Origin of the sequence: Moorena sp. SIO3I8 (assembly GCF_010692325.1) — a bacterium.
GTDB lineage: Bacteria > Cyanobacteriota > Cyanobacteriia > Cyanobacteriales > Coleofasciculaceae > Moorena.
In genome coordinates this window covers 26,598-41,866 of the sequence record NZ_JAAHHW010000022.1, presented here as the reverse complement: position 1 = coordinate 41,866, position 15,269 = coordinate 26,598, and the positions used below count along the sequence as shown (strand labels likewise).

The following is a 15,269-nucleotide window of genomic DNA, read 5'->3' as shown; positions in this document are numbered from 1 at the left end:
TCAAAGTTTACCAGTCTAAGCCTTTAGAGGGCTACGTTATTTTTAAGAGTTAAAGTTCCTACCTAGGGATGCGTAGCTAGTCCCCAGCTCTAGAACCCGGTCGTTAAACAGGTGTAGTTGAGTTAAGCCAGTGCGATTGGGAAAGTACCGAGAAATAACATTGACTAAGCTAACTTTACCCTGGCAACAGGAGGAAACACAATTATGCGTGTCTTTGTATTAAACAAAAATCGACAACCACTAGATCCATGTAGACCGGCAAGAGCCAGGATTTTATTATCAACTGGCAAGGCAAAGGTCTATCGCCGTTACCCATTCACTATAATCTTGACTGAGGAAATAATAGATCCAGTAACTCACGATCACAAAATCAAAATAGATCCTGGAGCAAAAACAAGCGGTTTTGCTATTGTTCAAGGAGAACGAGTGGTCTGGGGAGCCGAACTTATACATAGGGGTTTCCAGATCCGAGATTCTTTGACTTCTCGTAGGCAGCTAAGACGCAGCCGACGTAATCGCAAGACTCGATACCGCAAGCCCAGGTTTCTTAATAGAACCAGACCAAAAGGTTGGCTAGCTCCTAGCTTGATGTCTAGAGTTCAAAATATTGAAACTTGGACTAAGAAACTGATTAAATTATGTCCGGTCGCAGGCATTTCTCAAGAATTGGTTAAATTTGATACTCAAAAACTAGAAAACCCTGAAATATCTGGAATTGAGTATCAACAGGGCACACTTTACGGTTATGAACTTCGAGAATATTTACTCGAAAAATGGAATCGTAAATGTGCTTATTGTGGGACAACAGGAACTCAATTAGAAATTGAGCACATTAAACCCAAGTCCAAAGGTGGTTCTGATCGAGTTTCTAATTTAGCGATTGCATGTCACCCATGTAACCAGGCGAAATCTAATCAAGACATTGAACTTTTCTTGTCTAACAAGCCTAGTATCCTGAAACGCATACTGAGTAAAGCTAAACGCCCTCTGGCTGATGCGGCTTGTGTTAATTCAACCCGATGGAAGTTGTACCACGATCTCAAGTCAACAGGGCTACCTGTTGAAGTAGGTAGTGGCGGATTAACCAAATTCAATAGGTGTCGTCAAAATCTTCCGAAAACTCATTGGTTGGATGCGGCAAATGTCGGGAAAGTCGAAACATTGATTATCGAAGTAACCAATCCTTTGATAATAACCGCCAAAGGACATGGCACTCGTCAAATCTGTAGAACTAACAAATATGGCTTTCCCACTCGTCATTGCTCCAGAATCAAGTTTCATAAAGGTTTTCAGACAGGCGATATTGTTCGTGCCGTAGTCACCAAAGGCAAAAAAATCGGCACCTATGTCGGACGAGTCGCAACTAGAAAGTCAGGGTCTTTCAATATCTCAACTAAATCAGGATTAGTAGAGGGTATCAGTCACAAGTATTGTCAATTTATTCACAGAAAAGATGGTTATGCTTATACGACTTAGATCCTGTCCTCCCTTTCCTGAGTGCCATATAAACACCTGGGGGAACCCCAGGTGTTTATATGGCACGTCTCACCGCGTGCGTCAAAGATTATAGGCGGAGTCTCCAAGGAGGCGGACAGATGACCGAAGCGAATTCAGACTGATCAATGATGAATAATTCATGGTCATCAAATCAAGGTAATATTGATTCCGGTTAACGACTTATAAGTTTAGGGTTTGGGTTGGTGTTTTGTTAATTTAAATTTAATAAAATTAACACTTAAATTAACACTTAACAAAATTCGCTCACCCCGACTATAAGTGATTAGCCGTAATTAATATGGCTGCTGAATTTATCCTAGCCTACACCGAACGCTATCATGCGAAACGACTTCATCCTTGGCCTTAAGGCCGTAGGCCACGCTCCGCGAACGGCCACGCTACGCGAACAGACTTCATCCTTCAGACTTTTACCGTGAAACAGCAAAAACAAGAATTGTTTTACCGAGAAGATTACATTGAACCGTATCAGTCACCTACTTCGTTACACTACGTCCTTGCCATTGATAGTCTGTATTTTTCCTACCCAGACCAACCGGATAGTTTACGCAATATAAATCTCACCATTAAGCCAGGGGAACGGGTGGGTTTGATTGGTCCGAATGGTGCTGGTAAAACTACCCTATTTCTAACCATCTGCGGCATTTTAAAACCAACTAGGGCAAGAGTGATGCTGTTATTTGGCAAACCCGTGGTCGCGGGTGAGTTTCGCCCAGAAATTGGTCTGGTGTTTCAGAATCCCGATGACCAGTTATTTTCCCCTTCGGTCTGGGATGACGTAGCCTTTGGACCAGAGAATATGGGGTTACCAGCGGTTGAGGTTGAACAGCGAGTTCAAGAAGCCCTATCCCTGACGGGTGTGGAACACTTAGCGGGTCGAGTTCCCCACAACCTGTCTGGGGGTCAGAAGTGTATGGTAGCGATCGCAGGGGTTTTAGCCATGGCTCCATCCCTAGTGCTTTACGATGAACCCAGTGCGAATCTTGACCTTCGTTCCCGGCGTCGCTTGATTAGCTTTTTGAAACGCTCCGAGGAGACAATACTGATTTCCTCCCATGACCTAGAACTGATTTTAGAAGTATGCGATCGCGTTTTGCTACTTGACGAAGGACAAATTATTGCTGACGGTCATCCTCAACAGGTGATGGCTAATCAGCAGCTGATGGAGGCTCATGGTTTGGAAAAGCCTCACTCTATAGTGTCGGTTATCGGTAACCCTTGAAAACCTATTCGTTGGCGGTTTACTGTTCACTGTTAACCGTCAACAATGATTAACTGGCTCAGGATGGTGCTGGAGTACATCAATTACCTTCCCCACTGAAAAACTGCTGCGCCCCAAGTCAATCCTGCACCAAAGCCGGAGGTAGCTATAATATCTCCTGATTTAATTTTCTCAAGCCGCACTGCTTGATCCAACACTAGAGGTATAGAAGCCGCTGAGGTATTACCATATTGGGCGAGATTACTTAGAACCTTGTGGTTAGGAATCTTCAGACGTTGGGCAACTCCATCAAGAATCCGCTGATTAGCTTGATGCAAGACCAGCCAATCCACCTGTTCAGTGCTGATATCAGCTCGAAATAATGCTTTTTCAATCACTTCTGGTACCTTTTGCACGGCAAAGCGATAAACCTCTTTGCCACTCATGGTAATGGGCTGATAAGTGCCTTTAGCAACAGTCAAGCCCTTGACAATTTCCTGCTGTTGTGATTTGTAGGCTAACTGAAGACAGCTATTTTGGGTACCATCACTACACAGTGCAAATCCCAGTAAGCGATCGGATTGATTTGCCTGCAAAACTACAGCCCCAGCACCATCTCCAAATAGTACACAAGTACTTCTGTCTGACCAATCCACCCACCTTGAGAGAATATCGGCACCAATTAGTAAGACATTTTGGTAAAGGCCAGTGCGGATAAATTGGGACGCTGTAGCCAGTCCAAAGACGAACCCAGAGCAGGCTGCGGTTATATCAAAGGCAACTGCTTTTGATGCTCCCAGGAGTGCCTGAACTTGATTAGCACTGCCAAACAAATCATCCGGGGTTGAGGTGGCTAGGATAATCATATCTAGGTCTTCAGGAGCAATTCCAGCCATAGCGATCGCATTCTTTGCTGCCCCAGTAGCCATCTCACTTAGACTTCCTTGTGCATGCACCAGATGCCGTTGCCGAATTCCGGTACGGCTGGTAATCCACTCATCCGATGTATCAACCATCTGGCTTAGTTGATGGTTATCGAGGGTAACCTCTGACGCTGCGGAACCGCTTCCGGTAATAGCAATGCCTGTTCCTAGTTGATTCAAGGCTCTTCTCCATCAGTTGCATCCCATGTTTTTCTCTTCCCAAGTTCGCTGCTTAGGGAGAAGGCGGAAAGACTGGTCATTGGTCAATCTTGCCATCACAGCCACTGTGAACTAAACTACACAAGCCTTACACGGTTATGGTGTGGGGCTTGTGCCACGCTCAAGCTAAAAATTTCCTAGTTTAACGAAACCCTAGAGATTATTAGGTGGATTTTCTCCATAACGTTATCGGTTAAATAGCATAATTTGTTGCTAAAGCTACCGGAGTTTACCTAATGGCTATAAGCATGAGTTTAACACCAGACTTGATCAGCTACTAAAAATTTAGTCCGCATTTTGTCATGATCGCTTTTTGTTGACATTTTCAAGAATAACGGTTATACGCAAACTGTCAACCGTCAACCCTCAACCCTCAACAAAAAAACAGTTGCAAAAAAAAACAGTTGCGCTAATGGTGGCCTTGAAATACCGCTCAGCCGATCATGCCTTACTCCTCACTGCTGGAATTGCTAGCCACTGATTCCTTAGAGCTTTTGAAGTGATTGGCTTTAATCCGCTCTATTACTCGGTGATCAATGGCTTCTTGAGCCAACCGAATCGCGTTAAAAATTGATGGGGCTTGGGAGCTACCGTGACTAATAATACAAATTCCTGCCACCCCTAAGAGTAGGGCACCGCCATGTTCTGCATGATCCATACGCTGCTTAATCCGCTTCAAGTTGGGTTTTAACAACGCTGTACCTAGCTGACCTTGTATCCCTTGAGGCAGTTCTTCTCGGATAATTTGCAGCATCACCTCCCCTACAGCTTCGGCAAATTTGAGCAGTATATTGCCCACAAAGCCATCGCACACAATTACATCAAACTGACCTGAGAGTACATCTCTACCCTCAGCATTGCCTATAAAGTTTATTCTGGGATTTTTTTGTAGCAGTTGATGAGTGCGGATGGCCAAATCATTGCCTTTACACTCTTCCTCACCAATGTTTAGCAGTCCTACCTTAGGATCTTCGATGCCTAAGACATACTTGCTATATACTGACCCCATGATGGCAAACTGCTCTAGATATTTAGGGCGACAATCTACAATTGCCCCCACGTCCAATATAATCACTGGCTTGCCAGCCATGATGCTAGGAAACACTGCGCCAATTGCGGGACGGTCAATCCCTGGCAGACGCCCTAAGCGCAATAGAGCCGCTGCCATGGCTGCCCCAGAGTGACCAGCACAGACTACAGCGTCAGCACGTCCTTGCTTGACTAAGTCCATGGCTACGTTAATAGAAGCCTTGGGCTTACGCTTCAAGGTCACCAAGGGTTCTTCATCCATGGCAATGACACCATCAGCAGCTACAATTTCTATCTGACTTGATCCGTGGTGTTGGGAAATAGAGGATCTAATTTGCTCAGGATCCCCTACCAACAATACCTCTACCCCTAACTCAGCTTGTGCTCTAATAGCTCCAGCAACTATTTCATGGGGGGCATAATCCCCGCCCATAGCGTCTATTGCGATTCGTGCGCTAGTCGATGCCATTGCTCAAAGTTTATAGAAACCTTCCACATCTTACCAGAACCATTACCTGGAATAGTAAACAATGTGATCAGTTTAACTTGAGGTTTGGGAACCGAAAGGCTTGCATGGTGACATGTTCTCAACAGAACTGTTCAGTAGCAGCATTCAGTATGTGACATACTCCCACACTGACTCGTTGAGTTCAGTGTGGGCTTCTTGCCAACTCCACCTATCGGTATCGGCTTTCGCCGACGCTGCGCGAACGGATACAAGGCCGTAGGCCACGCGGGGCGCGTTCGGCAAGCTTTATTAACGATACAGGATGCCCCTCCGCACGCCTTACAATACAGAAAAGTTCGATTTTAAAGCACGTAGGTGGCGGTTAGCTCTTAATTTGTCTTCCCTACTACTTTCATTATAGACGATCTCAAAACTATGAAAGATCCTGTCCGCGATTCATCCCGGAGATGAAACCTGTTTATTAGGGCAGCCTTAATCATAAAGTTTTAACCCTTTTACCCATAGCCGACCAACCATAAAGGCTGCCCTATTCTTGCGGTAACTTCGTTCCCACACTCATGCTGCGCATTGAGGTGTGGGGCATGTCTAGCGGTCTTAGCTAAAATAGAGCAGCCTCAAGAAACAAATGTGGTGTAGTGAATGCTAAAACAACTTGCTGCTGGGATCCTTGCCGGTGCCTTTGTCGTTATATCTGTCAAACTTTGGAGAATTCTACAACCGATCAACCTTGATCAAGCTCAACTGATGGCTTGGCGGGATACCTCCTTGTTTAGCTTGCCAGCTGAACCAGACCCGTCTGCTGAAGCGATTGTGGATGAATTCATAGGAAAATGGCGTGTTCAAGGTTCAGCAGTTAAGCAAGGAGTATGGATTCAATCGGGACTGACTAGACTGGCGACCCACCGGGGAAATGTTCCAATACCCGCAGCTTCAATCACGAAAATTGCCACTAGTCTAGCGGCATTACAGCAATGGGGACCAGCTCATCAATTTGAAACTAGAGTCAGTGCCACCGGAATAGTTAAAGATGGGGTATTGGAGGGAGATTTGGTGATTACTGGTGGTAGCGACCCGTTTTTTGTGTGGGAAGAAGCGATCGCATTGGGTAATAGTCTAAATCAACTGGGAATCCGCCGGGTCACTGGAAATTTAGTGATCATTGGCAATTTCACTATGAATGATCAGGACAACCCAGAAATTGCTGGTGGGCTACTCTTGCAAGCCTTAAAATCCAGCAGCTGGTCTTGGCAGATTGTCCGCCAGTATCAATCGATGGCCAAAGGAACCGAGAAACCCGAATTAGAAATTGCTGGTAATGTAGTCGTATCTGATACTCCCATTCCCAAGCAGGAATATCTGTTACTCCACAAGTCCTTGCCCCTGGTAGATATTCTTAGAGAGATGAACATCTACAGTAACAACGACGTATCTCAGATGTTGTCTCAAGCCATTGGGGGTGCTCAGACAACCGCTCGGTTGGCGGCTAGGTCAGCTGGTGTACCCGGTAGCGAAATTCAGTTGATTAATGGCTCTGGTTTAGGTATGGAGAATCGAATTTCCCCCCGTGCTGCTTGTGCTATGCTCATGGCTATTGAGCGCTTTTTACAGCCTTACGAGCTTAATCTTAGGGATGTCTTCCCCCTAGCTGGACGGGATACTAAGGGAACCATGCTCGACCGTAACATTCCCCCAGGGGCTGTGATTAAAACCGGAACTCTCAGAGAAGTTAGTGCTCTAGCTGGTTTTCTCCCAACACGCGATCGCGGTTTAGTGTGGTTTGCCATTATTAACGGTGGCAACGATATCCTAGAATTTCGCGCAAAACAGGATCAGCTACTGCAACGCCTGTCTGTCGAGTGGGGTGCCCTTACCCAAAAGAGTAGCAATCAAACCCATAAACCATTGATCATTGGTGATCCCAAGCGTATTGAAAAAATCAGCAGTGCCTTGTTGATTGAAAATAAAAAATAGCAAATAGATATCGAGTTGGCTTGACCGTTGACGGTCAACGGTCAACTTTGGTCAACTGTCAACTTTGGTCAACTGTCAACTTTGGTCAACGGATCCAAAGCCAGTCTCAGCAATAAATTAATTTAGGCTACAGTCAACCTTGGCCAAAAGGCCACGCTACGCGAACAACCTTTAACCTTGGCCAAAAGGCCACGCTACGCGAACAACCTTGGCCAAAAGGCCACGCTACGCGAACAACCTTGGCCAAAAGGCCACGCTACGCGAACAACCTTCAACCAGCTCAAGGAATAATTTCTGTTACCACTCTTTCCCCAACACCACTAGTTACTAAAATATCTTGAGCTTCAAGGTTACCCACTGCTTTATCACCAGTCGTATTAAATTGGGGTGAAACTTGTTCATATATTACATTACCTGAGGCTTCCATCTGTTGGGTGGGGATATCCCAAGTTAGCTGATTAGCGTACAGTTTGGCTTGCTTACGGCTTCCCTCCCCTTGTACTCCTCCCGTTAACCTAACTACTTTCTTACCCAAATCTACCCGTCCCCTGTTAGCTGTTACCATCACTTTCTCCTGCTGGTGAACAATTCTAACCGGCTGATCGGACACAACAGTTTTATCATTCAAATTCCAAACTGCTGAATTAGTCGATATCACGACCGGTGGTTCGACCGAAGTCAACTGCACATTTTTCTTGAGAGTTGCTATATTTGCCTTAAGGTTTACCTCAGAATTGTCTGCTTCCACTCGTTCTGTTACTATCTTATTTTTATAGCGCTCAATAAGTATCCTTTTGTTACCAATTACCTTCTGTTGTTCGATTTGCCAGAGCAAACGTTCTGTTTTCATTTGCAAGTTTGGGTCTTTCGATATGGCTGCTACTTGACCAATTAATTCCAAATTATGGGTGCGACTTAAGTAACGCCCTTCCTTTGCGGATGCTTGTAGTTTAGGGTGATTACCTTTAACGTTATTGCGGATAACTAACAAATCTTCCTTAGGTTTCCACTCAGACTCATCACCTCGTAACACAGCACCATTACGGGGATCTGTAGCCGTGACCTGACCTTTGAGAAACACTATCTCACCATTCTCTAGGATTTCCCCACTCTGGGCTGAAACCTGTAAAATCAGTTTCCCATCTTGATACAAATCCCCATTGGGTTTCTCAATGTAAGCGATTTTTCTATCTGGAGAGTAAGTCGCTTTATCTCCAGTAACTTTCCATAGAGGACGACCTTGCTTATCTGACTGATCTAGAGTGACGTTTTTAAAGACTAGACTTCCTTCAATTTTTTCAGTAACGTTAGTGTCTTCCTGAACTTGATTTAATGATTTCGGATCACTCTTACAACCAGATAATGAGTAAACCGTGAAAATCAAAATAAAAAAAATCAGACATCTCTTGGAGTATAAAAACATATGGCTTAAGAGCGTGTGGTTAGGATAAATGACTATAAAATAATCGATACAAAGCTTAATCATAAAGACTTGTATCGATTTAAAAAAGGAATTTTTATAAAAATTGCTTACTAGGAAACGCTATACTAGTTATTACTCCTTAGTTATTAGAAGTTTTTATAACCTCTATAGTTCCTGGGGGGCGACAAGCCCCCCAAATTCTTTGTCAGCTCTAGGTTTAAGGTCACTCTCATCCCAAACTATACCTAGACAATCATGAGCATATTTTCAATTACTGAGAATTCAATTCCTGATTATTTCGTCCAACTGGTCGAAAAATCGAGTTGATAAGTTGGGTAACTGAATTGACGCGCATCCTGACCAGATAAGGATTATAGCCTACCTTTCACCCCCTCAGCGCTCGGCAGAAGATTTTCAATTACTGAGAACTCAATCTTTGATTATTTCCTTCAAGTTGGAGATAAGTTTTGTAACTGAATTGACCAAACCCAGATGAGTTAATGATTATAGGCGACCTGTTACCCCCTCAGCTATACTTGACTTAGTTGCTTAGCTTTCAGTTTTTAGATGGTTGACCCTACTCCATTAATAAAGTCTGTATGTCAACTATAGGAGGGGAAAGCATCGGACATAAACTATAGGTTTTCAGCCACTAATTACTGCCCGAATGCTACAAGACATGAGAAAGAAACGCCCACACACTTAAATCGTAGTTTGGACCCCATCAGACAGCCCCTAATCACCACTTACTAATTACTAATCACTAATCACCAAACTATTTGTGCTGTTCATCCATCACATTGAACCCAGACAACGGACGGTAAGTATAGTTTTGTTTGGGTGTTTTTTGGATACTTTCTTGGATGGTATCAAGGTCAATATAGCGGTCAGCTACATTAATGAGACTATCACTGGTCATCGAGCGTAGGCTGACTACCTCAACCCGAACTCCCCGATAACTTACAGAATCTACTGCATAGGCAAGATCGCCATCACCACTGACTAGAACTGCTGTGTCGTAGGAACCCACTAGTGCCATCATGTCAACAGCAATTTCTACATCCAGATTAGCTTTTTTTGAGCCATCTGGTAGCTGCACTAAATCTTTGGCAATTACTCGGTAACCATTACGACGCATCCAGAGCAGAAAGCCCTGCTGCTTCTCATTCGTACGATCAACACCAGTGTAAAAGAAAGAGCGTAGTAGCCTAGATCCTGCTGTCAAACGACACAATAGCTTAGTGTAGTCAATTTCAATCCCTAGTTGTAGGGCAGCATAAAATAAGTTTGAACCATCGATAAAGATGGCAACACGACCACGGTTTTCTAGGACTTGTTCAGGTGTAAAAATTGGGTCATGATTATAATGGCTCAGCATTTTTATTATACCTCTTTGTTAAAAAAAAAAATTTAAAAAACTTTTTACTTAATCAGCATTAAGGTAAGATGCCGATTAAGTTTTTGGTTAATAAGACGGAACCAAATTAGGTGAGTTCCAGTCGTGCAAATACCGGTTTGGGTTTTCCTAGCTTCTGGTTTTGAGGTAAAACCCCCCAAGATGCATGGGATACATAGGGCGCAGCCAAAAAGATGTGTTCTTTTTGGCTAAAGTCGATGGCAAAACCTAGTTGTTTGTAAATCTCCGTACTAATACTGGGAATAATCGGTGATAAGAGATAGGCAGCTAAGCGCACTGACTCTAAAACTGTATATAACACTTGTTCAACCTCTTGCTGTTTTCCTTGTTTATACAAGCTCCAGGGAGCTTGCTGATCTAGAAATTTGTTACTGGCTCGAATCAGAGTAAATATTTTTTGGCAAGCTTGGCTAAACGCTAGGGATTCATAAGCCCTAGCGACTTTTGAACCGAGATCTAAGCCAATTTCGAGCAGAGGATTGACCTGTGAAATATCTGAGCCAGTTAAAGCTGGAACAATACCTTGACAATACTTTTTAGCCATTCCCAAGGTGCGATTGAGCAAATTACCTAGGTCATTGGCTAAATCGGCATTGACGATATCGATAAAACGGGTTTCACTAAAATCCCCGTCTCGCCCAAATTCAATCTCTTTTAGAAAATAATAGCGAATTGCATCAGCACCGTATTTATCTACCAACTCCACTGGGTCTAGGGTATTGCCTAGACTTTTTCCCATTTTTTGACCATCTTTGGTCAGAAAGCCATGACCAAATACTTGACCTGTAACAGGTAGAGAGGCTGACATTAACATGGCAGGCCAGTATACAGCATGAAAGCGCAGGATGTCCTTACCGATAAGATGTAAATTGATCGGCCACCATTTTTGTAAGGCATTATCAAGAGTTGCTTCACTATCGGGATCCAATAGGGCAGTCACGTAGCCTAGTAAGGCATCAAACCAGACATAGATGGTGTGGCTGGGATCAACCGGTACTGGGAAGCCCCAATCGACATTCAATCGCGAAATCGAAAAATCCTGTAGTCCCTGACTGACAAAACTCAACACTTCATTACGGCGACTTTCCGGTTGGATAAAATCCGGTCGCTGTTGGTAAAGTTCTTCTAGCTGTTTTTGGTATTTAGAGAGCCGGAAAAAGTAGTTTTGCTCATCCCGCCACTCCGCTTCTTGATTGGGGTGAATCGAGCAGCGGTTTCCAGGTAGAAGTTCCCGTTGCTCTTTAAATTCCTCACAGGAGACACAGTACCACCCTTGTTGTTGACTCAGATAAATGTCACTTTTATCCCAAACCCGCATGAAAAATTCTTTGACAATGGCTTGGTGGCGGTTAGCAGTAGTGCGGCTGAAACGGTCATACTGGATATTGAGCTTTTGCCAGAGGACATCAAATCCAGCAGCTATCTTGTCGCAATGTACTTGAGGATCTACCCCTTGAGTTTCAGCAGTCCGCTGAATTTTTTGTCCATGTTCATCTGTACCAGTAATTAACAGTACGTCTTTGCCCTGTAACCGTTGAAAACGAGCTACTGCATCAGATGCCATGGTGGTATAGGCACTGCCGATATGGGGTAAGTCGTTCACATAGTAAAGGGGTGTTGTAATGGCAAATGTATTTTTAGTAGTATTCGTATGAATCATATGAGTGTTAAAAACGCCCTCCAGCCAACTGATTTAACTTATTTAAGTGATTTCTAACCTAGTGTATGGCTACTAGTATTAATTTTAGTTGTTACTATATGTAGTATTTATCTAATCAGATTTACTTAAGTTTTAACCTTTTATAAAAAGTATCTGTCGCTACTTTTTAGTTGACGTTACTCAAAATTGTTTATTATCTTGTAACTCATTCCACCTATTTTAGTTGTGGGGTTTCGAGTCATTACTCCTTAGTCTGTTACTTATGAGTAAGGAGTAATGATAAGCAGCCGATAAGTTATCCCACTCCCTTGAAGGAATGGAATCAAGGCCACCTTCTGTCACTTGATTATAAGGAAAATTAATTATTAACATAAGTTAGTAGTCTAGTTTAGATTTAACAGGCTTTTTCTACTACTGGCTTAATGCCTAATGTGTCAAGCTACACACTTGTAGTCACTGGCAGTCTATCACCATTAGTTGTGTTGCACCTCATTATCTCTACTTTAAGGCATCTGTCAATAGATAGAATTTGAAAATAATGTTAAGAAATGTTAATTTAGATTAGAAATTGATGACTGAAACTGGTGTCTGACCATCTTCCTCTACAGGTTTATGATGCGCTGCTTGCTGCAATGGGAAGACAAATGTTCCAATATCGATGAGGATCGCATTCCTCATAAATCTGCCGTTGTAGTAGTGAGCAACCATCGTGGCTTTCTAGATGTCCCGTTGTTGATGGTAGCCTTAGGGCAACCAATCCCCATTGCTTGTGATCATTACATGGGACAAGTACCAGTGATGCGGGTGGGTTGTCCAGCAGATGGGTTGTTTCCCTCTAGAAAAACCAGAAAATACACTGTAGGCGTTTTTACAACAGGCAAGTTCAGTTTCTCGAACATAATCATTGGGTTGGGGTGTTTCTAGTCCGAGCCCAACCAATGGTGAATTTGACTCAGCCTTTGGCAATAGGCAAGTTTTATAAAGGCTTTGCCCACTTAGCTTTGTGGACATCAGTTAAACAGGCAGCGCCGCGCCTAAAGCGCGATCGCTTCCCAAGAATAAATCGTACACTCAGTGATACCGCTGGGATGGTTACGTTTGTTTGACCCATCTGAACCCCTATTTGAACAAATGGGTTGGCATCCGATGGTTATTCATCGCCGTGTGGTAGTATTAGTTGGACATTCCTCTTGGATTACACAGAAACAGCTGTAACACTATCAAGGGAAACAGATTGTCTGCCCCATTACTAAGACCTGCCGGGATTAAATTGCTAGGTTACTACAGGGTATCAAGGATAAAGTATCAAGTATCAAGTATGAAGGATAAAGGATAAAATCTGCTTGTTTGTGGCTCACTTATGGTTGAATAAAAACTTGATCCATAACCATAATTTATGTAAGCATTCAGCCGTCAGCCGTGAGCTTTTAGCTCACGCTACTTGAGGTGCCGTCAGCTTATTTTATTCAAAAGCACCTCAAGTAGCACCATCTGTAGCGCTAATCGCTGATAGCTGATAGCTGATAGCTGATAGCTGATAGCTGATAGCTGATAGCTGATAGCTTACTAATTTAAACTACCAATTTCCTAGTTCCTATTTCCTAGTTGCCATTTCCTACTTCCCATTTACTACTGGGAGCATGTCACTTATGCATAGAATTTGTACTAAAGCTATAGCCCCCTCATGTGTTTTAGCTTACTCTGATAGTAAATAGTTCATATGTTCTGCAACTTTGACCTGCTTCCCTTCTTACTTCTACTTCATATTCAAAGTCAACAATGCCAAAAGTTAAGAGTTGTCAGTGTTTCTTGACTCCGGGACAGTCTAATCGGTGATTATTTACTATTTGTTTATTTACCAGGGATGGTTCGAAAGGGTGAGCTGTTGGCAGTACAGACTCAACATTGAGAAACTGCTTTTGATGTCCGTTGTTTGGCGATCCCAACGGATGATTTAAGCAACTCTCAGAAGTTGTCAGGGGTAGTGGTTAACCTGATTGAAGCGGAACTCAACGAGGGAGCTTCACAGGACGTTTATCTGTGTGGCGAGTCGAAAGGAAGTCTGTCTGGCTTTGAAGGTAGCTCTGAAAACCCCCCATAGGATTGACCGGATTATTTTGAGTAACCGAGCTACTTCTTTTAACCAACGACCTTTATTAATGCAAAGCGCGAGTGAGGAGGGGCTGCATCAAGACAAGGCTCCCCTCTCCTTACGGTCTGAGGGGGTGACTCCCCTCGTGACGAGAGTGATTTTCCTGAAATTGACTCTAGTTTCTGATTAGAAGCTCTAATCTTAACAAATCTTTATAATTGAGCCATTGTACCTTATACTACCAAAAGACAGTAGAAAGGAGAAAAAACAAGTATGTCGGAGGCCATCAAGCCGCTGACAGTGCCCAAGGAGTTCCTGGGTGCCCCGGATAAGTTTAACTTAACGTTACTCATGTTTGTGGCGGCGATCATCTTGGTGGTCTGTTCCACCAGTGGTTACTGGCTTTGGGATTTGCCTAACGCTTGCTGCTTTAGCATTAATGTCCTTGCCTTACACATGGTAGGAACAGTCATTCACGATGCCTCTCACCATGTTGCCCACAAAAACCGTTACGTCAATGCCCTAATGGGTCATGGTAGCGCCTTGATGTTAGGTTTTACCTTCCCAGTGTTCACGCGGGTTCATATGCAGCATCATGCCAATGTTAACGATCCCGAAAACGATCCCGATCATTTTGTTTCCACTGGTGGTCCGCTGTGGTTAATTGCAGTTCGCTTTTTTTATCACGAAATATTTTTTTTCAAGCGCCGTTTGTGGCGTAAGTATGAGCTATGGGAGTGGTTTTTTAGCCGTCTATTCATCGCCATCATCATATATCTTGCTTGTCAATATGGCTTTTTAGACTACATCATGAACTATTGGTTTGTGCCAGCATTAGTTGTAGGTATAGCGCTAGGATTGTTCTTTGATTATTTGCCCCATCGTCCATTCAAAGAACGTGATCGCTGGAAAAATGCTAGAGTTTACCCCAGTCCCATCATAAACCTGCTAATTATGGGACAAAATTATCATCTAATTCATCACCTGTGGCCGACCATACCCTGGTACAAGTATCAGCCCGCCTACCGTGCTGTTAAACCCCTTTTAGATGAAAAAGGTTGTGATCAATCTCTAGGACTTCTGGCTCGAAAGAGTTTTTGGAACTTTGTATACGACATCTTTTTAGGAATTCGTTTCCACCGCAAATCATCTAATAGACAAACCGAATCAAGCTGAAAATTTTTTTTTTGATGGTTGACCATTGATGGTTGACCATTGATACATTTTACTCAATAAAATTGTATTCATTTTAATGGTTAATTGTTAATTTTTAATGGTTAATTGTTAACTAAACATTGACCATTGACCATTAACAATTTTATTTTGACTAATGACTAATAACAACTTGAA

At 43.2% G+C, this 15,269-nt stretch carries 12 protein-coding genes; 7 read left to right on the top strand and 5 right to left on the bottom strand.

Going from position 1 to position 15,269, the window contains the following annotated elements:
- Window positions 1–204 precede the first annotated feature (204 nt).
- Together iscB and F6K51_RS11245 are read left to right on the top strand one after the other, a co-directional pair.
- On the top strand, window positions 205–1,476 hold the full coding sequence (iscB, locus tag F6K51_RS11250) for an RNA-guided endonuclease IscB (protein WP_293020360.1): 1,272 nt from the start codon (window positions 205–207) through the stop codon (window positions 1,474–1,476).
- A 454-nt stretch (window positions 1,477–1,930) separates the two neighbouring features.
- Window positions 1,931–2,737, top strand: coding sequence for an ABC transporter ATP-binding protein (locus F6K51_RS11245; protein ID WP_293020359.1), 807 nt, complete (start codon window positions 1,931–1,933; stop codon window positions 2,735–2,737).
- 83 nt (window positions 2,738–2,820) lie between these two features.
- Here F6K51_RS11245 and F6K51_RS11240 read toward each other — a convergent pair whose 3' ends face one another.
- Window positions 2,821–3,819, bottom strand: coding sequence for a beta-ketoacyl-ACP synthase III (locus tag F6K51_RS11240; protein ID WP_293020358.1), 999 nt, complete (start codon window positions 3,817–3,819; stop codon window positions 2,821–2,823).
- A gap of 487 nt (window positions 3,820–4,306) precedes the next feature.
- The gene (plsX, locus tag F6K51_RS11235) at window positions 4,307–5,356 is read right to left on the bottom strand and encodes a phosphate acyltransferase PlsX (RefSeq protein ID WP_293020357.1); all 1,050 of its coding nucleotides are present in this window, start codon (window positions 5,354–5,356) and stop codon (window positions 4,307–4,309) included.
- Window positions 5,357–5,995: 639 nt separating this feature from the next.
- Between plsX and F6K51_RS11230 the strand changes: the two genes are divergently transcribed.
- The gene (locus F6K51_RS11230) at window positions 5,996–7,327 is read left to right on the top strand and encodes a D-alanyl-D-alanine carboxypeptidase (RefSeq protein ID WP_293020356.1); all 1,332 of its coding nucleotides are present in this window, start codon (window positions 5,996–5,998) and stop codon (window positions 7,325–7,327) included.
- Between the two features lie 280 nt (window positions 7,328–7,607).
- Here F6K51_RS11230 and lptC read toward each other — a convergent pair whose 3' ends face one another.
- From lptC to metG, 3 genes are all read right to left on the bottom strand, one after another.
- Window positions 7,608–8,711: an LPS export ABC transporter periplasmic protein LptC gene (lptC, locus tag F6K51_RS11225; RefSeq protein WP_293020354.1), complete on the bottom strand. Its 1,104-nt coding sequence runs from the start codon at window positions 8,709–8,711 to the stop codon at window positions 7,608–7,610.
- An 814-nt stretch (window positions 8,712–9,525) separates the two neighbouring features.
- Window positions 9,526–10,128 (bottom strand): NYN domain-containing protein, encoded by a 603-nt coding sequence (locus F6K51_RS11220; RefSeq protein ID WP_008182130.1) that lies wholly within the window; start codon window positions 10,126–10,128, stop codon window positions 9,526–9,528.
- Window positions 10,129–10,234: 106 nt separating this feature from the next.
- Entirely contained in the window at window positions 10,235–11,851 is a 1,617-nt protein-coding gene (metG, locus tag F6K51_RS11215; protein ID WP_293020430.1) for a methionine--tRNA ligase, read from the bottom strand.
- Window positions 11,852–12,439: 588 nt separating this feature from the next.
- Between metG and F6K51_RS11210 the strand changes: the two genes are divergently transcribed.
- The 4 genes from F6K51_RS11210 (at window position 12,440) to crtR (ending at window position 15,095) form a co-directional block, all read left to right on the top strand.
- Window positions 12,440–12,751: a 1-acyl-sn-glycerol-3-phosphate acyltransferase gene (locus F6K51_RS11210; RefSeq protein WP_293020352.1), complete on the top strand. Its 312-nt coding sequence runs from the start codon at window positions 12,440–12,442 to the stop codon at window positions 12,749–12,751.
- A gap of 150 nt (window positions 12,752–12,901) precedes the next feature.
- A complete protein-coding gene (locus F6K51_RS11205; RefSeq protein WP_293020351.1) occupies window positions 12,902–13,042 on the top strand; it encodes a hypothetical protein in 141 nt (46 codons plus the stop codon).
- Window positions 13,043–13,760: 718 nt separating this feature from the next.
- The gene (locus F6K51_RS11200) at window positions 13,761–13,928 is read left to right on the top strand and encodes a hypothetical protein (protein ID WP_293020350.1); all 168 of its coding nucleotides are present in this window, start codon (window positions 13,761–13,763) and stop codon (window positions 13,926–13,928) included.
- Between the two features lie 264 nt (window positions 13,929–14,192).
- Window positions 14,193–15,095: a beta-carotene hydroxylase gene (crtR, locus tag F6K51_RS11195; RefSeq protein ID WP_293020349.1), complete on the top strand. Its 903-nt coding sequence runs from the start codon at window positions 14,193–14,195 to the stop codon at window positions 15,093–15,095.
- Window positions 15,096–15,269: the final 174 nt, after the last annotated feature.

What these genes read in the sequence shown, in the direction of transcription:
- iscB (WP_293020360.1), top strand. Translation starts at nt 205, where the DNA reads ATGCGTGTCTTTGTATTAAACAAAAATCGACAACCACTAGATCCATGT.
- plsX (WP_293020357.1), bottom strand. Translation starts at nt 5,356, where the DNA reads ATGGCATCGACTAGCGCACGAATCGCAATAGACGCTATGGGCGGGGAT.
- F6K51_RS11230 (WP_293020356.1), top strand. Translation starts at nt 5,996, where the DNA reads ATGCTAAAACAACTTGCTGCTGGGATCCTTGCCGGTGCCTTTGTCGTT.
- F6K51_RS11220 (WP_008182130.1), bottom strand. Translation starts at nt 10,128, where the DNA reads ATGCTGAGCCATTATAATCATGACCCAATTTTTACACCTGAACAAGTC.
- F6K51_RS11210 (WP_293020352.1), top strand. Translation starts at nt 12,440, where the DNA reads ATGATGCGCTGCTTGCTGCAATGGGAAGACAAATGTTCCAATATCGAT.
- crtR (WP_293020349.1), top strand. Translation starts at nt 14,193, where the DNA reads ATGTCGGAGGCCATCAAGCCGCTGACAGTGCCCAAGGAGTTCCTGGGT.